Consider the following 21,956-nt stretch of genomic DNA (forward strand, 5'->3'; position numbering starts at 1 on the left):
CGAAGTGTGGGGACTACTGCGGAGTCTCCGGCTCCGAGGAGCCGTCGCCGGTCGCGGACGGTGCCGATGCGGGCAACATATCCGCCAGAGCAGCTCCGGCGATACGCCGGAACGCTCGACGCGGTCGCCCCTGATCCAGGACGGCCACCTCCAGGGCCGACACCTCGAGAACCTTCTTCTCGGGCTCGGCACCGGCAGTCGCAGGCGACGTCGGACCGGCGGTGAGCGCGTCGACGGCGATACGAACTGCGTCCGCCAACCCGAGGCCGGACCGGTACGTATCCTTCAGCGCGGCCACGATGGGCTCGGTGGTACCGCCCATGACGACGAAATCCTGTTCGTCGACGATGGAGCCGTCGTACGTGATGCGGTACAGCTGCGTGGCCATCGGCTCGTCCTGATGGGACACCTCGGCGACGCAGATCTCGACCTCGTACGGCTTGAGCTGCTCGGTGAAGATGGTGCCCAGTGCCTGGGCGTAGGTCTTCGCCAACGACCGGCCGGTGACATCGCGTCGATCGTAGGTGTATCCCTTGATGTCTGCGTGCTGGATGCCGGCCTTGCGTAGGTTCTCGAACTCGTTGTACTTGCCGACGGCAGCGAAACCGATGCGGTCGTAGAGCTCACTGACCTTGTGCAGCGCGGTCGAGCGATTCTCGGCGACGAACAGGACCCCGTCGGCATACGCCAGCACGATGACGCTGCGGCCGCGGCCGATTCCCTTGCGCGCCAATTCCGAACGATCGCGCATGATCTGTTCGGCAGATGCGTAATACGGCATCGTCATAGCGCGCTACCCCCTTCGCTGACTTCCTGGCCTGCTCGGGTGTGGTGGTCCGTGCCGCCGGTGTGTGCTGCGCTCTCGGTTCGTTCTGCCAGAACCGATCGGGCCGCAGCCGATATGCGATCGTGCGCGACGTCGTCCGCACCGACGCTCGTGATGGCAACTGCCGTCGGGTAGATGCCGCGGGTGACATCGGGACCACCGGTGGCCGAGTCGTCGTCGGCGGCGTCGTACAGCGACTCGACTGCAGCCCGAAGCGCCTCGTCCTCGGACATTCCGGGGCGGTACAACTTCTTGAGCGCGGATTTGGCGAACAACGAGCCCGAACCCACTGCGTGATAGCCCGACCGCTCCTCGTAACGCCCGCCGACCACGTCGTACGACACGATGCGTCCGGCTCTGTCGGGATCGGAGATGTCGATGTCGAATCCGACCAGCAACGGCACCGCAGCCAGTCCCTGCATCGCCGCACCCAGATTGCTCCGAACCATCGACGACAACTTGTTGGCCTTGCCGTTGAAGGTGAGCGGCACGCCCTCGATCTTCTCGTAGTGCTCGAGTTCGACAGCGAACAGACGAACCAATTCGATTGCGATACCCGCAGTTCCGGCAATGCCCGCAGCGGAGTACTCGTCGGTGACGTAGACCTTCTGCATGTCACGGTTGGCGATCAGATTGCCCTGAGTGGCGCGCCGATCACCGGCGATCAGCACCCCGCCCGCGTAGGTGAGGGCGACGATCGTCGTACCGTGCGGAGCGATGCCGGACTTGTCGGTGGTGCCGTTGGCGGCGTGGGACGCCAGGTCCGCGGCGAGGCCGCTCTCCGGCAGCAGGTGCGGGGCGTGCTGACGGAGGTAGTCGGAGAAGGACGAGCTACTGGACCCCAGCGGAATCGCCGGTCCGTCGCCTGCCGACCGTGGGTCCGAACGATCCACCGTCACTGGCCGCCCTTCTGAACGTAGGCGCGGACGAAGTCCTCGGCATTCTCCTCGAGAACGTCGTCGATCTCGTCGAGAAGATCGTCGGTCTCCTCGGCCAACTTCTCGCGCCGTTCCTGGCCACCGGCCCCCGTGTCGCCTGGGACCTCGTCGTCGCCGCCGCCGCCCGAGCGCCGTGTCTGCTCCTGAGCCATAGTCGCCGACCTCCTCTGTGTATCGAGAAAACAGATCTACTGCACGGTCGCCGGGTCATCCGAGGCGCACCGGCGTGGATGTGCAAGTGCTACCGAACGTTCCGCCGAAAGTGCACGGACCTTTACCCTACCGACAGTCCGACCTCGCCGGTTGGCAAGACACCGCCGAACGACCCATTCGAATGCCCTGGACGATCAGGTGGTGAGCTGGTCGACCAGTTCCGCTGCACTGTCCACGGACTCCAGCAGGGCACCGACGTGGGATTTCGTTCCCCGCAACGGCTCGAGCGTCGGAATCCGTACCAACGAATCGCCACCGAGATCGAAGATGACCGAGTCCCAGCTCGCCGCGGCGATGTCGGCACCGAATTTGCGCAGGCATTCGCCGCGGAAGTAGGCCCTCGTGTCGTCGGGCGGTGTGCCGACCGCATCGAGAACTTGCTGCTCGGTGACGAGACGATCCATCGAACCGCGGGCGACCAACCTGTTGTAGAGCCCCTTGTCGAGGCGAACATCGGAATACTGCAGGTCCACCAGGTGCAGCCGCGGAGCGGACCAGCCGAGGCCCTCACGCTGTCGGAACCCTTCGAGCAGTCGCAATTTCGCCGGCCAGTCCAGCAGATGCGCGCACTCCATGGGATCGCGCTCGAGCAGGTCCAGCACCATCGCCCACTTGTCGAGCACGTCCAGTGCTCGTGCGTCGTCGCTGCCCTCGGCAGCCACGAACTTCGCCGCCCGCTGGTGGTAGATCCGCTGCAGCGCAAGGCCCGTCAGTTCGCGGCCGTCGGCGAGTGCCACGGCCTTGCGCAGGGTGGGATCGTGGCTGATCTGATGGACAGCCGTGACCGGCCTGGCCAGCTGCAGATCCGACAGGTCGACGCCCGCCTCGATGAGGTCGAGCACGAGGGCCGTGGTTCCCACCTTGAGGTAGGTCGACATCTCCGCCAGGTTGGCGTCGCCGATGATGCAGTGCAGACGTCGGTACTTGTCTGCGTCTGCGTGCGGTTCGTCCCTGGTGTTGATGATGCCGCGCTTGAGGGTGGTCTCCAGTCCGACCTCCACCTCGATGTAGTCCGCTCGCTGCGAGAGCTGGAACCCGGCCTCGTCGCCCGACTGGCCGATACCGACTCGCCCGGAGCCGGTGATGACTTGCCTGGAGGCGAAGAACGGCGAGAGCCCCGCGATCACCGCCGAGAACGGTGTCTCACGCGACATCAGATAGTTCTCGTGCGTGCCGTACGACGCGCCCTTGCCGTCGACGTTGTTCTTGTACAGCTGCAGGCGCGGAGCCCCTGGGACGCTCGACGCGTGCCGTGCGGCCGCTTCCATGACGCGTTCGCCTGCCTTGTCCCAGATCACCGCGTCCAGTGGGTCCCGCACCTCCGGGGCCGAGTACTCGGGGTGCGCGTGATCGACGTACAGGCGGGCACCGTTGGTGAGAATCATGTTCGCCGCACCGATTTCGTCGGCATCGATGACCGGAGCCGGTCCGCTGAACCGTCCGAGATCGAAGCCTCGTGCATCGCGCAGCGGTGATTCCACCTCGTAGTCCCAGCGGGTGCGCTTGGCGCGGGGCACTCCTGCGGCTGCCGCGTACGCCAACACCGCCTGGGTGGACGTCAGGATCGGGTTGGCGGTGGGTTCGGTCGGTGAAGAAATGCCGTACTCGACCTCGATACCGATGATGCGCTGCATAAGTCGAGCCTAGACGGCCGACGGATGCAGTTCGGGGCGCGCCCTGTGCGGACGCGCCCCGAAAACTGCCCAGCGGTGGATCTACAGGTACTGACCGGTATTGGCCTCGGTGTCGATCGCCCGGCTCGCGCTGGCGTTCTTGCCGGTGACCAACGTGCGAATGTAGACGATTCGCTCGCCCTTCTTGCCCGAGATCCGAGCCCAGTCGTCCGGATTCGTGGTGTTCGGCAGATCTTCGTTCTCCGCGAACTCGTCGACGATGGAATCGAAAAGGTGCTGAATCCGCAGTCCGGCGTTTCCGGTTTCGAGAACCGACTTGATGGCGTACTTCTTTGCCCGGTCGACGATGTTCTGGATCATGGCCCCGGAGTTGAAGTCCTTGAAATACAGAACTTCCTTGTCCCCGTTGGCGTAGGTGACCTCGAGGAACCGATTGTCGTCACTCTCGGCGTACATGCGCTCGACGACGCGATCGATCATGCCCCGGATGCACGCCGCGCGATCGCCGCCGAACTCGGCGACGTCGTCGGCGTTGACCGGAAGCGAATCGGTCAGGTACTTCGAGAAGATGTCCTGTGCCGATTCGGCGTCGGGACGCTCGATCTTGATCTTCACGTCGAGTCGGCCGGGTCGCAGGATCGCCGGGTCGATCATGTCCTCGCGATTGGACGCACCGATCACGATGACGTTCTCTAGGCCTTCGACACCGTCGATCTCGGCGAGCAGCTGCGGAACGACCGTCGTCTCCACGTCGGACGAGACGCCGGAGCCGCGGGTACGGAAGATCGAGTCCATCTCGTCGAAGAACACGATGACCGGGGTGCCCTCGGACGCCTTCTCTCGTGCCCGCTGAAAGATCATGCGGATGTGACGCTCGGTCTCACCGACGAACTTGTTGAGCAGCTCGGGGCCCTTGATGTTGAGGAAGAACGACTTCGCCTCCCGCGCATCCTGGCCACGTGCCTCGGCGATCTTCTTGGCCAGCGAGTTGGCAACGGCCTTGGCGATCAACGTCTTTCCACACCCGGGAGGGCCGTACAGCAGCACGCCCTTCGGCGGACGCAGTGAGTACTCTCGGAACAGATCCTTGTGCAGGAACGGCAGCTCTACGGCGTCCCGAATCTGCTCGATCTGTCGACCGAGACCGCCGATGTCCTCGTATCCGACGTCCGGAACCTCCTCGAGAACGAGATCCTCCACCTCGGCCTTGGGAACGCGCTCGAACGCGTAGCCGGCCTTGGTGTCGACCAGCAGCGAATCCCCGGGACGGAGCTTCCGTGACGGCTCGTCCGGGTCGACCGGTCCGTCGTCGTTGACCATGTCGATCAACGGTTTGGCCAGCCAGACCACCCGTTCCTCGTCGGCATGTCCGACGACGAGAGCGCGCGATCCATCCCCCAGAAGCTCTCGGAGAGTGCTGATCTCGCCGACCTGATCGAAGGTGCACGCCTCGACGATGGTCAACGCCTCGTTCAACCGCACGGTCTGTCCCGGAGCGAGCGTGTCGGCCTCGATGTTGGGTGAGCACGTCAGTCGCATCTTCCGACCGGACGTGAACACGTCGACTGTGCCGTCCTCGAACACGCTCAGCAGGACGCCGTATCCGCTCGGCGGTTGACCGAGACGGTCCACCTCCTCGCGCAGCGCGATGAGCTGTTGTCGGGCCTCCTTGAGAGTGTCGAGCAACTTCGTGTTGCGCAGCGACAAGGAATCGACCCGGCCCTCGAGCTCGCGTACCTGCTCGGGGGACTCCCCCAGTTGGCGCCGTAGCGACGCGACTTCGGCTCGCACGGCGTCCAGTTCGGCTCTGGCCGCGGCCACATCCGGATTGTCTGTTGAGCTCATGAGCGACTCCTCCCAGTGACGATCTATCAACGCTACCGGCAGCGGCGCGGAGATGCGGACCGACACCTCGAACGGGGTCGGCATCCACTCTGCTCGGCGGCCTCGAAAGGCCATCCCAGTTCATGTTAGCCTCACCTGACCAATCGATCGACAGACGACGGAATCAGGGGCCTCACCAGTGAAAATGCGTATTCTCTCGGCAAGCGTCGCAGTAGCCGCGGTGGCTCTGGTGGGTGCAGGATGCAGTTCGAGCGATGAATCCGATCACGCCGATCACAATTCCGCGTCGACCAGCGACTCCATGCCGACGACCACCGCCGGGCCGGCTGTCACAGCACCTACCGTCGCCGAATTGCAGACCTCGCTGCAGCAGCTGGTCGCACCGGACGTGGACGCAGCGACCAAGGCTGCGGCAGTGGAGAACGGTCAGGCGCGCCTGACGAACCTGGAGACGATGACCGCCGCACTGGCGAACTACGGAGCGATCACCTTCGAGGTGTCGGAACCGACCGTCGCCGGTGAGACGTCCACCGCGGACGTCGCCATCGCCACTCCACGCGGGACCGCGGCTCCGGCACCGCAGACCTGGGTGCTGATCGATGGCACCTGGAAGCTGTCGGACGCCAGCACGTGCCAGATCCTGGCCATGGGCCAGGCACCCTGCGTCTGAGTCGGCAGCCGAGCCTGCAGCGTCAGCCCTTACCGGAACGACGCTGCGGTTTCGGGGTCACGGTGCCCTCGGCGAGGCGTCGAACGCTGACGAGGAATGCCGTGTGTCCCTGCATGCGGTGCTCGGGGCGAACCGCGAGACCCACCACGTGCCAGCCGCGAACCATCGACTCCCACGATCGAGGTTCGGTCCAGCACTCCTGTGCGCGTAGCGCCTCGACGACCTTGGACAGCTGCGTCACCGTGGCCACGTAGACCAGCAGCACCCCACCGGGGACGAGGGCCTTGGACACCGCGGGCAACGCGTCCCACGGCGCGAGCATGTCCAGGACCACCCGATCGACCTGCTCACCCGGACGATCGACACCGAACTGGTCGACGTCTGCCACGGTCAGGTGCCAGTTCGACGGGCGCTCGCCGAAGAACGTCTCGACGTTCTTCACGGCATAGTCGGCGTGGTCCTGCCGGATCTCGTAGGAGATGACCGTTCCTGCTGTACCGACTGCACGCAGCAGTGAGCACGTCAGAGCGCCGGATCCTGCACCGGCCTCGAGCACCCGTGCGCCGGGGAACATGTCACCCTCGTGCACGATCTGCGCCGCGTCCTTGGGGTAGATCACCTGGGCACCGCGGGGCATCGAGAGCACGTAGTCGGTCAGCAGCGGCCGCAGCGCGAGGTAGGGGGTGCCGTTGACGGAGGTGACGACGCTGCCCTCGTCGGCACCGAGCAGTTTGTCGTGAGTGATGCCGCCGCGGTGAGTATGGAATTCCTTACCGGCTTCCAGTACCACCGTGTAGTGACGACCCTTGCCGTCGGTGAGCTGAACTCGATCGCCCACTCGAAACGGCCCACTGCGGGCGGGACCGGTCTCCGCCGGTGCGTCTGCAGCTGTGGCGTCGGCAGCTGGAGTGGCCTCCGCGCCGGACGTGACATTCGGGTCGAGTTCGATCTCGTCGGTCGTGGCAGTGACCACGTCGTCCGCACTGGGCAGCGATGCGTCGACCGTGGCGTCGAACGCGGCGTCGGCCTCGAATCCGTCGGTCGACGCGGATGTGGAATCACCGGAGGACACAGCGGACCTGCTTTCGTTGCGATGTGACGCTCGGCCTCGATCGGCGGGCGTCGGGGGACGACTCGACGTGCCAGACTACGGCCTTCACCGAAGATGTCGGACCAGCGGCATAGTCTCGCAGTCGTGAGTATTTCCGTGTCGAGCCCCATCGACTTACCTCTTCTCGATGTCGGTGACAGCGCCGACGTACCGCGTTCGAGGTCCGGCAACCGCAGTACCCCGGCTCTGTCTCCTTCTCGCGCAGGTGATTTCAAGCAGTGCCCACTGTTGTATCGCTTCCGTGCCGTGGACCGGCTTCCCGAGGTCTCCACCGAGGCACAGGTGAAGGGAACTGTGGTGCATGCCGCACTCGAGGCCCTGTACGCACTCCCTGCCCGCGATCGAGTGCCCACCACTGCGCGCGACCTGGTGGACCCGGCCTGGGATCGGGTCGTGGCCGAGTCACCCGACATCGCGTCGCTGGTTCCGGCGGACGACCGTCCGGCGTTTCTCGACCGGGCTCGTGCCCTGGTGGACGGGTACTACGAACTCGAAGATCCCACGCACTTCGATCCCGAGTCCTGCGAACAGCGCGTCGAGATCGCGTTGGACGACGGAACGCCGCTGCGCGGATTCATCGACCGGATCGACGTCGCACCCAACGGAATGATTCGCGTCGTCGATTACAAGACCGGACGTGCGCCGCGTGAGTTCACCGAATCCAAGGCTCTGTTCCAGATGAAATTCTATGCGCTGATGATCATGCGCATGCGCGGAGTCGTTCCCGCGCAACTGAAGTTGATGTACCTCGCCGACAAGCAGGAGCTGACATACGCACCGGACGAGGGTGAGCTGCTGCGCTTCGAGCGCATGCTCTCGGCCATCTGGAAGGCGATTCTGGCGGCCGGTGAGACCGGCGACTTCCGCGCCAAGAAAGGCGCACTGTGCAAGTGGTGCGATCACCGGGCACTGTGCCCCGAGTTCGGCGGCACTCCCCCGCCGTACCCCGGTTGGCCGCAGGCGGCTGCGGAGCAGGAGGAGACGGAGCTGTGACGAGTCCGGACGCCTTCTTCGTTCCTGCCGGTGTCGACGACGACGGTTACGAGATCGTCACCGCGACCGAGCACACCGTCAGCCTGTGGGCACCGACGATGCAGCACGGCGCTCCGCCGTCCGCGTTGTTGGTCCGCGCACTCGAGCGGGTCGACGCCAGACCCGATACTCGAATCAGCCGGGTGGTCGTCGACATTCTCGGACCTGTTCCGGTGTCGGACATCACGATTCGCGCATGGACGGCGCGGCCGGGCGCTAATGTCGAACTCGTCGTCGCCGAACTGTGGGCTCGAGGATCAGCGGGGCCGGCGCGAGCGGTGGCGCGGGGCAGCGCATGGCGTATGCGTACCGAGCCCACCGACGACGTCGTGCACGTGGGAGATTCGGTGATGCGACCGGTGAGCGCCGGCGTCGACAGCACCTTCGGCGGACTCTGGACCTCCGGATACCTCGACGCGGTCGAGTTCAAGTTTCTCACCGAGCTCGGCGCAGCGGGGCCCGGTGAAGTGTGGGCGAAGCCGACTCCCGTTCTGGTGCAGGGTGAGTCGATGACGCCACTGGAACGGCTGTTCTCGATTGCCGACATCGCCAACGGTGTGGGTGCGAAATTGCCGATCGAGCAGTGGACGTTCCTGAACACCGATCTGACGGTGCACGTCTTCCGCGAACCCCAGGGTGACTGGATCGGAGTGTCGGCCGAGACGTCGACGGGTCCGGACGGCATCGCCATGTGCGCAGGCACCCTCAGTGACGAACTGGGGCCGGTCGGGCGCATCGCGCAAACAGTGCTGGTTCGCCGACGCGCGTGATCGTGGCGGAACGACGGGCGTTCCGCCACGCACTCAGAACGCTCGGCAGGACCTGATGTCGGAGGCGAGAATGGCTTTCGCGCCCAGTTCCGCGAGCTCGTCCATCACGTTGTTGTGGACCTTGCGAGAGACCATGGCGCGCACGGCAACCCAGTTGTCGTCGACCATCGGTGCGAGCGTAGGTGATTCGATGCCGGGGGTGATCTTGACGGCTTCGTCGAGGATCGACTTGGGGCAGTCGTAATCGAGCATCAGGTACTGCTGGGCGAAGACGACGCCCTGTACGCGAGCGATCAACTGCTTGCGTGCGGAGTCGGTGCCCGGCGTGCCTGCGCGCTCGATGAGAACACCCTCGGAATCGCACAAAGATTCGCCGAACGCGACGAGATTGTTCTGGCGCAGTGAGCGACCCGACTCGACCACGTCCGCGATGGCGTCGGCGACACCGAGTTGAATGGAAATCTCCACGGCCCCGTCGAGACGGATCACCGTGGCCTCCAAGCCGCGCTCGGCCAGGTCCTTACGCACGAGATTGGGGTACGAGGTGGCGATGCGCAGTCCGCCCAAGTCCTCGGGTGCCCATTCCTTGCCCGCGGGTGCCGCGTAGCGGAACGTCGACCGGCCGAATCCGAGCGCCAGGCGCTCTTCGACCGCTGCCCCGGAATCGAGAGCCAGGTCTCGTCCGGTGATGCCCAGATCGAGCTGGCCCGACCCGACGTAGATGGCAATGTCCTTGGGACGGAGAAAGAAGAATTCGACCCCGTTGGCCGGGTCGAGGACGGTCAGATCCTTGGAGTCGCTCCGACGCCGGTAGCCGGCCTCGCTGAGGATCTCGGCGGCGGATTCGGACAACGCGCCCTTGTTGGGTACGGCTACACGCAGCATGGAGTTTTCCTTCATCGGTGAGTTCACAGGAGACGTTCGGGCCTTGCCTCACAGATGTCGGTAGACGTCCTCGAGCTCGATTCCCCTACCCACCATCATGACCTGAACCCAGTACAGCAGCTGCGAAATTTCTTCGGCGAGTGCAGCGTCGCTCTCGTGTTCGGCGGCGATCCACACCTCGCCGGCCTCTTCGAGGACCTTCTTTCCCTGGAAATGAACACCTGCGTCCAACGCAGCGACGGTGCCCGAGCCCTCGGGGCGGGTCTTCGCGCGGTCGGTGAGCTCGGCGAACAGGGAATCGAAAGTCTTCACGGATTCGTATTCTTTCACGTCGGTATCCAGCGGAATCAATTCGGTCGAGATTCGAGGAGTCAGGCCGCCCAGGCCCGCCGGACGTCGTCGGCGGTCAGTCCGACCAGACCGTCGCGGATGGTGTATCCCGGCGCTGCCGGAACAGCCACCTCAGACGGGACGACCAGTACCGGGCAGCCTGCAGTATGTGCGGACAGGGAACCTGTCGGAGAATCCTCCACTGCAAGGCAGGCACCGACGTCGACGCCGAGCAGCGCGGCACCCCGCAGGTACGGCGCCGGGTGCGGTTTCCCGAACTCGACCTCGTCGCCGCTGACGGTGATGTCGAAGTAGTCGCGCCCGAGTGTCTCCAGTGCACGCTCGACGAGCCCACGTTCGGTGTTGGTGACCAATCCGGTCGCCAGGCCCATGTCGCGTACGAGTGCAAGAGCATCCTTGGCACCGGGCCGCCACGGAATACCTTCGGCGAACATGTCGCCGACGCGCGTGGTCAACCACTCGCGGCCCTCGGCCAGGTTGTCGTCGGTGACCGCAACCGATGCATTGGCCAGCACTTTGCGCAAGGCGTCTCGCATCGAATTGCCGAGGGTGCTCTCGCGTACTTCCGCGCTGAGTTCGGTTCCCAGTGTGCGGGAGTACTCACCGATGGCCACGTCCCAGATCTTCTCCGAGTCGAGCAGGGTGCCGTCCATGTCCCACAGGACACCGTGCAGGTGGGTTCTAGACATTGAAGTACTTGGCCTCCGGGTGGTGAAGTACGAACGCATCGGTCGACTGTTCGGGGTGCAGCTGCAGTTCCTCGGAGAGCTTGACGCCGATTCGCTCGGGTTCGAGGAGTGCGGCGAGCTTGATCCGGTCCTCGAGATCGGGGCATGCCCCGTAGCCGAACGAGTAACGAGCTCCGCGGTATTCGAGTTTGAAGTACCCCTCGGCCTCGGTGGGATCCTCCGCGGCGACCGATTTGCCGTCGGACAGTTTCAGTTCCTCGCGCACTCGGCGATGCCAGTATTCGGCGAGAGCCTCGGTCAGCTGAACTCCGATCCCGTGCACCTCGAGGTAGTCGCGGTACGCGTCGGCTGCGAACAATTCGTTCGCGAAGTCCGCGATGGGCTGCCCCATGGTGACCAGGTTCATCGGCAGCACGTCGACTTGCCCGGATTCCCTTGCCGCAGTGCGTGATCGGACGAAGTCCGCGATGCAGAGGAAGCGGTCGCGGTGCTGACGCGGGAACGTGAACCGAAAGCGTTCGGGCGCATCGGGTTCGGGCTCGGTGAGCACGACGACGTCGTCGCCCTCCGAAACGGCCGGGAAGTATCCGTACACCAATGCGGCGTGCGCGAGAATGCCGTCCGTACTGAGCCGATCCAGCCAATACCGAAGGCGCGGTTTGCCTTCCGACTCCACCAGATCCTCGTAGGTCGCGCCCTCGCCCTTGCGGGCTCCTCGCAGCCCCCACTGCCCCAGGAACAGGGCACGTTCGTCGAGCAGGCCCGAGTAGTCGGCGAGGGACACGCCTCGGACGATGCGGGTGCCCCAGAACGGCGGTACCGGAATGTCGATGTCCGCGGCGACGTCGGATCGCTCGGGTACCACGACCGGAGCCTCGGCGGCCTTGCGCTTCTCCGCGATGCGCTTCGACCGTTCGTGGCGCTCTTTGCGTTCGGCAGCCTTGGCTTTCGCGGCGAGCGCCTCGGGGCTGTCGGGGGCCGGACCGCCGCCGCGCTTGGTGGTCATGATGGTGTCCATCAAACGCAGGCCTTCGAACGCGTCCCGCGCATAGTGCACGTCGCCTTCGTACACGTCCTGCAGATCGTTCTCGACGTACGACCGCGTCAAAGCAGCGCCGCCGAGGAGCACCGGAAATTGCTCCGCCACGCCGCGGGAGTTGAGCTCGATCAGGTTGTCCTTCATGACCACCGTCGACTTCACCAGCAACCCGGACATGCCGATCACGTCTGCGCGTTTGTCCAACGCGGCTTCGAGAATGGTCGAAATCGGCTGCTTGATACCGAGATTGACCACCTCGTAGCCGTTGTTGCTCAGGATGATGTCGACGAGGTTCTTGCCGATGTCGTGCACATCGCCCTTGACGGTACCGAGCACGATTCGACCCTTGCCGTCGTCGTCGGTGGCCTCCATGTGTGGCTCCAAGTACGCCACGGCAGCCTTCATCACCTCGGCGGACGCGAGCACGAACGGCAACTGCATCTGGCCGGAACCGAACAGCTCGCCGACGGTCTTCATGCCCGACAGCAACGTCTCGTTGATGATCTCGAGAGGCGGCTTCTCGGCCATCGCGGCGTCCAGATCTGTGTCGAGGCCGTTGCGTTCGCCGTCGACGATGCGGCGTTCGAGCCGCTCGAACAACGGCAGCCGACCCAGTTCCTCGGCGCGCGATTCCCGGGCCGATGCTGCCGAGACGCCCTCGAACAGCTGCATGAGCTTCTGCAACGGGTCGTAGCCTTCACGGCGGCGGTCGTACACCAGATCCAGAGCGGTCTCGCGTTGCTCGTCGGGAATCTTGTTCATCGGCAGGATCTTCGACGCGTGCACGATGGCGGTGTCGAGGCCGGCCTGGGTGCACTCGTGCAGAAAGACCGAGTTGAGCACCTGCCGGGCAGCAGGATTGAGGCCGAACGAGATGTTCGACAACCCGAGGGTGGTGTGCACCTTCGGATACTTCTCCTTGAGCTGCCGGATCGCCTCGATGGTCTCGATGCCGTCGCGTCGAACCTCTTCCTGGCCGGTGGAGATCGGGAAGGTGAGGGTGTCGACGATGATGTCCTCGTGGCGCAGGCCCCAGTTCTCGGTGATGTCGGTGATCAGGCGATCGGCGACACGCACCTTCCATTCGGCAGTACGCGCCTGCCCCTCCTCGTCGATGGTCAGAGCGACGACGGCGGCACCGTGTTCCTTGACCAGACGCATGATCTTCTGGAACCGCGAGTCGGGCCCGTCGCCGTCCTCGTAGTTGACCGAGTTGACGGCGCTACGTCCGCCGAGGTGCTCGAGGCCGGCCTCGAGCACGGCCGGTTCGGTGGAGTCGAGCATGATCGGCAGCGTCGACGCAGTCGCCAATCTGCTGGCGAGTGCGGCCATGTCGGCGGCACCGTCGCGGCCGACGTAGTCGACGTTGAGGTCCAACATGTGCGCGCCGTCGCGGGTCTGATCCTTGGCGATGTCGAGGCACTTCTCGTAGTCCTCGGCGAGCATCGCGTCACGAAATGCCTTGGAGCCGTTGGAGTTGGTGCGCTCACCGATCATCAGGATGCTGGCGTCCTGCTCGAACGGCACGGCGGTGTAGAGCGAGGAGACGCCTGGCTCCGGGGCCGGCTGCCGTTCCAGCTTCGTCGCCCCGTGCACCATGTCGGCAACCTGACGAATGTGCTCGGGGGTGGTGCCGCAGCATCCGCCGACGAGTGCCAGCCCGTACTCGCGGACGAAACCGCTCAGAGCGTCGGCCAATTCGGGGGCGGTCAGTGGGTATTCGGCACCCTTCGCGCCCAACGTCGGCAGTCCGGCATTGGGCATCACCGATACCGGAAGACGGGAATGCTTGGACAGGTGGCGCAGGTGTTCGCTCATCTCGGCGGGGCCGGTGGCGCAGTTCAGTCCGATCATGTCGATGCCCAGCGGTTCGAGCGCGGTGAGGGCTGCACCGATCTCGCTGCCGACCAGCATTGCGCCCGTCGTCTCGACCGTCACATGGGTGATGATCGGGATTCGGACGCCGAGCTTGTCCATGGCGTGCTGGCTACCGATGATCGCGGCCTTGACCTGCAGTAGGTCCTGGCACGTCTCGACCAGAATGGCGTCGGCACCGCCGTCGATCATTCCGAGCGCAGCCTCCGTATACGCATCGCGCAGCCGTGCGAACGGGGCGTGGCCGAGTGTGGGGAGCTTGGTTCCGGGGCCCATGGAACCCAGGACGTACCGATCCATCCCGTCGCGGCCGGGTCCCATTTCGTCCGCAGTCTCGCGGGCGAGCCGGGTGCCTTTCTCGGCCAACTCGCGGATTCGATCCTCGATGTCGTAATCGGCCAGGTTGGGCAGGTTGCATCCGAACGTGTTCGTTTCCACGGCGTCTGCGCCGGCCGCGAAGTACTCGCGATGAATCTCGCGCAGCACGTCGGGCCTGGTGTGGTTCAGAATCTCGTTGCATCCCTCGAGGCCGAGAAAGTCGTCGAGAGTGAGGTCGGCGTCCTGGAGCATCGTGCCCATTGCTCCGTCGCCGATGACAACGCGACGTGAAATCGCATCGAGCAGACCGGGCTTGTGTTGATCGGGCATCACTACAGAGTAGTGGGCACCACGGTTACCTCGAGTCGTAGGCTGTCGTGGTGAGTCCCCGAAACCTCGATGATCAGTCCCCGCCCGACGACGGTACCGACAAAATGGACAAATCAGGTGCCGACGCGGACATCCCCTTGGACGCCGCGCTGATCGAGGCCGTGCAGGATGCTGTGGCGAACGCCACAGACGCCGACGCCGATTACGACGAGGACGATCTGGACGACGACATTCCCGAGCTGCGCTCCCCCATACTGGTCGCCGCTTTTGAGGGCTGGAACGACGCAGGCGATGCGGCGAGCGGCGCGGTCGAACATCTGGAGCTGATCTGGGACGCCAGCCCACTGGCCGAGCTGGACTCCGAGGACTACTACGACTACCAGGTCAATCGGCCGACCGTTCGTCAGGTCGACGGGGTCACCCGCGAGATCGAGTGGCCGTCGACTCGATTGTCGGTGTGTTCACCGCCCGGCAGCGACCGTGACGTGGTCCTGTTGCGCGGTATCGAGCCCAACATGCGGTGGCGCAGCTTCTGCGACGACCTGCTCGAGTTCGTCGAGCAGCTGGGCGTCGAAACCGTCGTCATTCTCGGCGCGCTGCTGGCGGACACCCCGCACACCAGGCCCGTCCCGGTCACCGGCACTGCCTACAGCACCGAGTCGGCCGAACAGTTCAACCTCGAGCAGACCCGCTACGAGGGGCCCACCGGTATCACCGGCGTTCTGCAGGACGAATGTGTCAAGGCAGGTGTGCCGGCCGTGTCGTTCTGGGCTGCTGTCCCCCATTACGTGTCGCAGCCACCGAATCCGAAGGCCACCGTGGCGTTGCTGCAGCGGGTCGAAGACGTACTCGACATCGAGGTGCCGCTCGGAGAGCTGCCCACGCAGGCCGAGGAGTGGGAGGAGGCGGTCAACGAGATGACCAAAGAGGACGAGGAGATCAGCGAATACGTGCGCAGCCTCGAGGAGCGTGGTGACGCCGAGGTGGACATGTCCGATGCGATCGCCAAGATCGACGGCGACGCCATCGCCGCCGAGTTCGAGAAGTACCTCCGGCGGCGCGGCCCGGGCAACTTCGGTCTCTGACCCGAACGCACACGAGGAGCCGGGAGCCGGTGAGGTCTTTCTGATGCCGACGTAACGTCACCGCAGCGGTGGCGTCACCCCGACACCGGAGCCTCGTGGGTATGGCCAGCACACCGCGATTTCTGCAAGGCGTCTTCTCCTTCACCGGCAACGGTCTGGACAAGCCCGAGTTGATCGATCCCAGCCTGAGTTTCGTCGTCCCCGAGGGGGTGACGGCTCAGCCGCTGTACTTCCGGGGCGGTAATTCGAGCGATGAACTGGTGGTCGTGACCTTGCTGCGCGACGGCAGCCCGATGCGTATGTTCCCGATGGGGGCCAAGAGCGGCGTCAACATTCCGTTGCGGGTCGTCGAGGACGTCGATCCCGATACCGTGCTCGAGCTGGTGATCGCGGCCCCCGCCGGAACCAACGGAGAGGTCGTCGTCGACTTCGGTCTGGTGCTGGTCTGATGACTGCGGGAAGACAGCGATTGCTGGTGATCGGCAACGGAATGGCCGGTGCCCGGACGGTCGAACAGATCCTCGAGCGAGACGGCAGCTCGCTGTTCGAGATCACGATGATCGGCGACGAACCGTACGGCAATTACAACCGCATCATGCTCTCCCACGTGCTGTCCGGTGAGGCCACCGTCGACGACGAGGATCTCGTTCTCAACCCCATGAGTTGGTACAGCGAGAACGGCGTGACGTTGCACGTGGGCGATCGAGCGGTGTCGCTCGACCGGTTCTCCAAAACAGTTGTCTGCGAAAGCGGTCGGTCCGTCGACTACGACGTACTGATCATTGCCACCGGTAGCAACACGTTCTTCCCGAACATGGACGGTCTGCGCGAGTCCGACGGCAGACTGGCACGTGGGGTGTTCGGATTCCGCACGATCGCCGACACCAACGGCATGTTGCAGATGGCGCAGTCGCGCGACGACGTGTCGGCGGTGGTGATCGGCGGCGGACTGCTCGGTCTCGAAGCAGCGTACGGACTGCGGACGCAGGGGCTGGACGTGAACGTGGTGCACTCCCCCGGGCACCTGATGAACCAGCAGCTCGACGAGCGAGGTGGACGGGTGTTGCGCAACAAGATCGAGTCGCTCGGCGTCGGTGTCCACACCTCGAAGAGAACCACCTCGGTGTTGCGGTCGGACGACGGTACCGTCATCGGCGTCGGTTTCAACGACGGCACCTCGCTGGACGCCGACATGGTCGTCGTGACCGCCGGAATTCGGCCCAGTGTCGATTTCGCCCGCGCCGGCGGCCTGGTCATCGAACGCGGAATCGTCGTCGACGACCAATTACGTTGCGAGGACGAGGGTTCCATCTATGCCGTCGGCGAATGCTGTCAGCACCGCGGTGAGGTGTACGGCCTCGTCGCGCCCCTCTGGGAGCAGGCCGCTGTCCTGGCCGATGTACTCACCGGTGCCGATCCCGCTGCCGCGTATCACGGTTCGCGTCTGACGACCAAGCTCAAGGTGGCCGGCGTCGACGTCGCGTCGATGGGGATCACCGCGCCCGAGCGCGACGACGACGAATTCGTTCAGTTCTACGAACCACGCAGTGGCACGTACAAATCGGTCATCGTGCGGAACAACAAGCTCGTCGGCGCCACTCTGCTGGGCGACATCTCCAAGGCCAACTTTCTCACCCAGGCGTTCGACGAGAAGGTGCCGCTGCCCGACGAGCGCATCAGCATGCTCTTCGACATGGGAACGCCCTCTGCGGCAACAGGAGCCGCGGAGCTGGCAGACGACGTTCAGGTGTGCAACTGCAACGGCGTCACCAAGGGCGCCATCGTGGCCTGCGTGCACGCCGGTGCCAAGAATCTGAGCGATGTGACCGCGAAGACCCGAGCAGGCAAGGGATGTGGGTCCTGCAAGGGGTTGGTGAAAGACATCATCGCGTGCGCATCCGGTGGCGCGGTCGAAGCGGACCCCACCGCAGACCGGTACGTGCCGTGTATCCCGATGACGAAGCCGGAACTGATCGAAGCAATCAGATCGCGGGACCTCCGGGCAGTCTCGCAGGTGTTCACGGCGCTTGCGACCGACGGCGTCGAGGACGCCGCCGCCAAGATGCCGCTGGCGTCACTGCTGCGCACCGTCTGGGGTCCGGATTGGGTGGACGAGCGCGGCGCACTGTTCATCAACGACCGGGTGCACGCCAACATTCAGCGGGACGGCACGTTCTCGGTGGTACCGCAGATGAAGGGTGGCGTCACTACCCCGGATCAACTGCGCAAGATCGCCGACGTCGCCGACAAGTACAACGTGCCGCTGGTCAAGGTCACCGGCGGACAGCGCATCGACCTCCTCGGGATCAAGAAGGAAGACCTACCCAAGGTGTGGGGCGATCTGGACATGCCCTCCGGCTTCGCCTACGGCAAGAGCATGCGCACGGTGAAAACCTGTGTGGGCAGCGACTTCTGCCGCTTCGGTCTCGGCGACTCGACGGCTCTCGGCATCGCGCTCGAAGAGCGGTTCCAAGGCTTGGAGACTCCCGCGAAACTCAAACTCGCGGTCGCCGGCTGCCCGCGCAACTGCTCGGAGGCGCTGTGCAAGGACTTCGGCGTGGTCTCGGTCGGCGAGGACAGGTGGGAGATCTACGTCGGCGGCGCGGCCGGGGCTCACATCCGCAAGGGAGATCTGTTGGCCACCGTGACGGGAGCCGAGGAGGTGATGACAGTGGCAGGCAGATTCATCCAGCACTATCGGGAGAACGCGCAGTGGCTCGAACGGACGTACGCCTGGGTTCCGCGCGTCGGCTTGGAGGAACTGCAGAGCGTTCTGATCGACGACCGTGACGGCATCGTCGCCGGACTCGACGAGCGACTGCAAACATCGGTCGACGGCTACGTGGACCCATGGCAGGACCGCACGGCACCCAAATCGCCTGCGCAGTTCGCACCCTCGCTGCCACTGCTCCCGCTGCCACAGGTGCCGGTCCGATGAGCGTCCCGGTGGGAGCGTTGGAAGACCTGACTCCCGGCGAGGGACGGGCCTACGTCGTGGATGGCAAACAGGTCGCGGTGTTCCTGCTAAGTGACGGCTCGGTGCGGGCGATGGACGCCGTCTGTCCGCACCGGGGCGGACCACTGGCCGACGGCCAGATCGACGGGTCCGTAGTCGTCTGCCCACTTCATCAATACGCCTTCTCTCTCGACGACGGCACCTGCCCGAGCGGCATCGACCCGGTGCGCACCTACCCCGCGGCCGTGGTGGACGGAAAAGTGACCGTGGAGCTGTAACCGGCACGGTCGAACAATTGGCACTCCTACCCCCCGGGTCATTCCGCAGGCTCCCCTCCTCCCACCAGGGTCATTCCGCAGGCTCCACTCCTCCCACCAGGGTCATTCCGCAGGCTCCACTCCTCCCACCAGGGTCATTCCGCAGGCTCCACTCCTACCCCCTACCCTGTTCCAGTGACCGAATCAGGCGAGGACGCACGGCTGGGTGCCGCGAATGCGTTCGTGGAGGAAGACCGTCTCGGTCTCTTCTCGTTCGCCGTCGCCGAGAAAAGATCCGAATACCTGGCAGTACTGCGGGCGTTCGACACCGCTCGCGCGAACTACGTGGTGTTGCTGCACTCGGGCGAGGTCGCCGATCTCATCGCTCGTAGCCCCGGGCGTCACGACGCGCTGACCACACTGGACATCGCACCCCTGCTCGATCAACTCCACACCTGGGGTCTGCTCGAACGCAGCTACGACGGCACCCGCGCCGCGACCCTCGCCGAATACCGCAACCGGCACTTCGTCTACCAGTTCGGTCAGGCCGGCTACAAGGCCTACCGCGCGGTCGAGGACGTGCTCGGTGCGCGCCTGGACGACGCCTCGCTGTCCCGGCTGGTGCTGCCCGAGCTGCTGGCCGACATGCACGAGCTGGCCGAGGCGAACCGTCAGGCCGACGGCGACCGCATCTACCGCAAGCTCAGCAGACTCGATTCGACGTTGTCGGAGATGGCGACCCGCGCCGCCCACTTCTATCTGGTGCTGGGCGACCTGGTGCGCACCACCGAGATCACGCCCGAATCGTTCTTGGCGCACAAGGATGCACTGCTCACGCACATGCGTGAGTTCAGCTCCGATCTCACCCGCTATGCCCCCAAGTTGGCGGAAGCGATCGCACTCGTCGAGAGCACCGGCATCGAGGAACTCGTCGACCGTGCCGCGATCAGCGACGAACGAGTCTTTCTCTCCGTCGACGAACGGCGAGCGGACTGGACCGACCGATGGGCCGGGTTGTCGCACTGGTTCGTCGCGGCCGAATCCGAGCTCAGCGAATCCGAGCGCCTCCGCGAGGGCACGATGAGCGCGATCGCTGCTGTGCTGTCACTGCTGCGGCGCGTCACCGAAACTCGGAAGGGCGGTGTGAGTCGCGAGAGCCAACTGCGTCACCTCGCCGGCTGGTTCGCTGCTGCTCCCACCGAGGACAGCGCACATGCTCTGTTTCACGCCGTGTTCGGCCTCGGCCGACCCCGGCACCTGTCGATGGTCCATCCCGACGCCGACATCATCCCCATGTCCCGATCATGGTGGGAGGCACCGCCGGTCGAGATCTCGCGCACGCTGGCCGAGACCGGACGCACTCCGACTCCCGGCGTTCCAGGGCGGGTACAGCGCAACGACGGCGGCATCAGACGACTGCGCGAGCAGCAACTCGAGTCGCAGCGATCACGCAGTGCCGCGGCGCAGTCGCTCGCCTCGGCCGGAATCCACGACCGCATTCTGAACGAGCAGGAAACCGAAGTGTTGCTGAGCCTGCTCAACGCCGCGTTGACTGCCCGGGTACGCGTGAGCGGACGCACCTCGGACTCGTCCGGATCGGACAGTGGCGTGCGCCTGACGCTGAGCGACAGCGACCGTTCGACGATCGTGCGCACCAGCCGTGGCCGATTGCATCTGGACCGCCTCGCCCTCGACGTCAGTGAGGTGGCCCGCCGGTGAGAGCACGTGAAATCTCCTCGCTCGCTCTGGATTCCTACCAGCGGGCTGCCCGAGTCGCGTTGTCCAACCACCTGGTCACCGCGACGTACCCCGATCGAATCGCGTTACCGCTGCTGCGCAGGTGGGCAACCGAACTGCGTGAGGATCTCCTGGAGCTGTTCGGCTACCGCTTCGAGGTCACCGAGACGACCGCGCGTCTGTTCCCCGTGATCGATCGTCTCGACGACAGTCAACCCGCGCGAACGCCGTCCGAGCGGGTGTTCGACCGCCGCAGGTACGCGTATCTGGCGCTGGCGCTTGCCGCGCTCGGTCGGGCCGGAAACCAGATCACTCTGTCCGAACTCGCCGATCACGTGGCGACGGAGTCGAGTCAGGTGGACGGCGTCGAACTCACGACCGACCGCGCGAGCGACCGAGACGCATTCGTCGACGCGATCGGATGGCTGGCCACGCGTGGTGCGATCTCGCTGGCCGACGGCGACGCCACGGGCTGGGCGAACAATCCGACGGCCGGTGAGGCCCTGTACGACATCGACCGATCGGTGGTCGTCGCGATGTTTCGGCCGCCGCGTGCCGTGCAGCACCTGCGTTCGATTCGTGGCCTGCTGGCCGGCTCGGATGCCCCGATCGATCCCGAGGATTCCGATCTCGGACACATCGAGTCCGGGCGTGAGGCAGACCCGAAGGAAACGCTGCGTGCGGTACGCCGAGCGTTGGTCGAACACCCCGTCGTCTATCTCGACGATCTCGACGGAGACGCACGCACCGCCCTGACCGCCTCGCGCACCGTCGCCGACGTCGAGTTGCTCACCGGTCTCGTTGCCGAGCGTCGCGCCGAGGGCGTGGCCCTCATCGACACCTCGGGACGGTTGTCCGACCACCGCTTTCCCAGCACCGGAACGATCGCTCAGGTGGCGTTGCTCATCGCGGGAGAAATCTCCGATCGGGTCGTGGATCCCGACGCTCCGGCGCTCACAACGCATCCGCTACCTGCGAGCGACCTACTCGTCGAACAGCTGGACGACGCGATCCCCGGCGGCGGAATCTTCGGCGACCTGGCCGATTTCGGATTTCCCGCCGATCCGACGACGGTCGAGAACTCGGCTGAGCGCACACAGTACCCGCTGATCGAGGACAGTTGGCTGGTCTCGGTCGTCGACGATCTCGTGGACCGATTCGGTCGCACGTTCGCGGCGCAGTGGCAGACCGACCGGGATGGTCTGCGCATACGAGCGATCGCGCTGTTGCATCGACTTCGGTTGATACACAGCGTGTCCGGCGGCGTGCTGGTACTGCCGGTGATCGCTCGGTACCGAGACGTGATGGTCAGCGTGCGTGACCGAGCCCCGCAGGACTCGCTGTTCGGCACCGAACAAGCCCCCAGTACCGATCCATCCGAAGTAGAGGCTTGAG

The 21,956-nt window shown here is 65.1% G+C and carries 19 protein-coding genes; 9 read left to right on the forward strand and 10 right to left on the reverse strand.

The features are described 5' to 3' along the window. Positions 1-13 precede the first annotated feature (13 nt). From prcA to arc, 5 genes are all read right to left on the reverse strand, one after another. A complete protein-coding gene (gene prcA, locus AB0O58_RS07600; RefSeq protein WP_027497088.1) occupies positions 14-787 on the reverse strand; it encodes a proteasome subunit alpha in 774 nt (257 codons plus the stop codon). Continuing rightward, positions 784-1,725: a proteasome subunit beta gene (prcB, locus tag AB0O58_RS07605; protein WP_027497087.1), complete on the reverse strand. Its 942-nt coding sequence runs from the start codon at positions 1,723-1,725 to the stop codon at positions 784-786. Before prcB ends, prcA begins: the two co-directional genes overlap by 4 nt. Next, a complete protein-coding gene (locus AB0O58_RS07610; RefSeq protein ID WP_027497086.1) occupies positions 1,722-1,916 on the reverse strand; it encodes a ubiquitin-like protein Pup in 195 nt (64 codons plus the stop codon). Before AB0O58_RS07610 ends, prcB begins: the two co-directional genes overlap by 4 nt. 195 nt (positions 1,917-2,111) lie before the next feature. After that, entirely contained in the window at positions 2,112-3,611 is a 1,500-nt protein-coding gene (gene dop, locus AB0O58_RS07615) for a depupylase/deamidase Dop (RefSeq protein WP_027497085.1), read from the reverse strand. Between the two features lie 81 nt (positions 3,612-3,692). Next, on the reverse strand, positions 3,693-5,456 hold the full coding sequence (gene arc / locus AB0O58_RS07620) for a proteasome ATPase (protein WP_032365854.1): 1,764 nt from the start codon (positions 5,454-5,456) through the stop codon (positions 3,693-3,695). Between the two features lie 184 nt (positions 5,457-5,640). Here arc and AB0O58_RS07625 point away from each other — a divergent pair, with 184 nt between their 5' ends. Next, positions 5,641-6,126, forward strand: coding sequence for a hypothetical protein (locus AB0O58_RS07625; RefSeq protein WP_032365805.1), 486 nt, complete (start codon positions 5,641-5,643; stop codon positions 6,124-6,126). Between the two features lie 22 nt (positions 6,127-6,148). Here the strand turns inward: AB0O58_RS07625 and AB0O58_RS07630 are convergent, their stop codons facing one another. After that, complete coding sequence (locus tag AB0O58_RS07630; RefSeq protein ID WP_268987767.1) at positions 6,149-7,198, reverse strand: tRNA (adenine-N1)-methyltransferase; 1,050 nt, start codon at positions 7,196-7,198, stop codon at positions 6,149-6,151. A 225-nt stretch (positions 7,199-7,423) separates the two neighbouring features. On the opposite strand from AB0O58_RS07630, the gene AB0O58_RS07635 reads away from it, so the two are divergent. Both AB0O58_RS07635 and AB0O58_RS07640 read left to right on the forward strand, forming a co-directional pair. After that, the gene (locus tag AB0O58_RS07635) at positions 7,424-8,230 is read left to right on the forward strand and encodes a RecB family exonuclease (RefSeq protein WP_045841904.1); all 807 of its coding nucleotides are present in this window, start codon (positions 7,424-7,426) and stop codon (positions 8,228-8,230) included. Positions 8,231-8,283: 53 nt separating this feature from the next. Then, positions 8,284-9,039, forward strand: coding sequence for a thioesterase family protein (locus AB0O58_RS07640; RefSeq protein ID WP_230591947.1), 756 nt, complete (start codon positions 8,284-8,286; stop codon positions 9,037-9,039). Positions 9,040-9,072: 33 nt separating this feature from the next. On the opposite strand, the gene hisG is transcribed toward AB0O58_RS07640, so the two are convergent. The 4 genes from hisG to metH are packed head-to-tail and all read right to left on the reverse strand — an operon-like array spanning position 9,073 to position 14,526. Continuing rightward, positions 9,073-9,924: an ATP phosphoribosyltransferase gene (gene hisG, locus AB0O58_RS07645; protein WP_032372777.1), complete on the reverse strand. Its 852-nt coding sequence runs from the start codon at positions 9,922-9,924 to the stop codon at positions 9,073-9,075. A 48-nt stretch (positions 9,925-9,972) separates the two neighbouring features. Continuing rightward, a complete protein-coding gene (locus tag AB0O58_RS07650; protein WP_197077479.1) occupies positions 9,973-10,254 on the reverse strand; it encodes a phosphoribosyl-ATP diphosphatase in 282 nt (93 codons plus the stop codon). A 41-nt stretch (positions 10,255-10,295) separates the two neighbouring features. Then, on the reverse strand, positions 10,296-10,964 hold the full coding sequence (locus AB0O58_RS07655) for an HAD family phosphatase (protein WP_032365803.1): 669 nt from the start codon (positions 10,962-10,964) through the stop codon (positions 10,296-10,298). Further along, positions 10,957-14,526, reverse strand: coding sequence for a methionine synthase (gene metH / locus AB0O58_RS07660; protein ID WP_032365802.1), 3,570 nt, complete (start codon positions 14,524-14,526; stop codon positions 10,957-10,959). Before metH ends, AB0O58_RS07655 begins: the two co-directional genes overlap by 8 nt. Before the next feature lie 104 nt (positions 14,527-14,630). On the opposite strand from metH, the gene AB0O58_RS07665 reads away from it, so the two are divergent. From AB0O58_RS07665 to AB0O58_RS07690, 6 genes are all read left to right on the forward strand, one after another. Then, positions 14,631-15,611: a PAC2 family protein gene (locus AB0O58_RS07665; RefSeq protein ID WP_228139408.1), complete on the forward strand. Its 981-nt coding sequence runs from the start codon at positions 14,631-14,633 to the stop codon at positions 15,609-15,611. A gap of 101 nt (positions 15,612-15,712) precedes the next feature. Beyond that, positions 15,713-16,060, forward strand: coding sequence for a hypothetical protein (locus AB0O58_RS07670; RefSeq protein WP_032365800.1), 348 nt, complete (start codon positions 15,713-15,715; stop codon positions 16,058-16,060). Continuing rightward, positions 16,060-18,549, forward strand: a complete 2,490-nt coding sequence (nirB, locus tag AB0O58_RS07675) for a nitrite reductase large subunit NirB (RefSeq protein ID WP_032365799.1) — start codon at positions 16,060-16,062, stop codon at positions 18,547-18,549. Before AB0O58_RS07670 ends, nirB begins: the two co-directional genes overlap by 1 nt. Further along, positions 18,546-18,845, forward strand: coding sequence for a Rieske 2Fe-2S domain-containing protein (locus tag AB0O58_RS07680; protein ID WP_032365798.1), 300 nt, complete (start codon positions 18,546-18,548; stop codon positions 18,843-18,845). Before nirB ends, AB0O58_RS07680 begins: the two co-directional genes overlap by 4 nt. A gap of 222 nt (positions 18,846-19,067) precedes the next feature. After that, complete coding sequence (locus AB0O58_RS07685; protein WP_308051208.1) at positions 19,068-20,543, forward strand: TIGR02677 family protein; 1,476 nt, start codon at positions 19,068-19,070, stop codon at positions 20,541-20,543. Further along, positions 20,540-21,955, forward strand: a complete 1,416-nt coding sequence (locus AB0O58_RS07690) for a DUF2398 family protein (RefSeq protein ID WP_032370531.1) — start codon at positions 20,540-20,542, stop codon at positions 21,953-21,955. Before AB0O58_RS07685 ends, AB0O58_RS07690 begins: the two co-directional genes overlap by 4 nt. The last annotated feature ends 1 nt before the right edge of the window (position 21,956 follow it).

The organism is Rhodococcus sp. NPDC080181, from assembly GCF_040702225.1.
GTDB classification, from domain to species: Bacteria; Actinomycetota; Actinomycetes; order Mycobacteriales; family Mycobacteriaceae; genus Rhodococcoides; species Rhodococcoides fascians.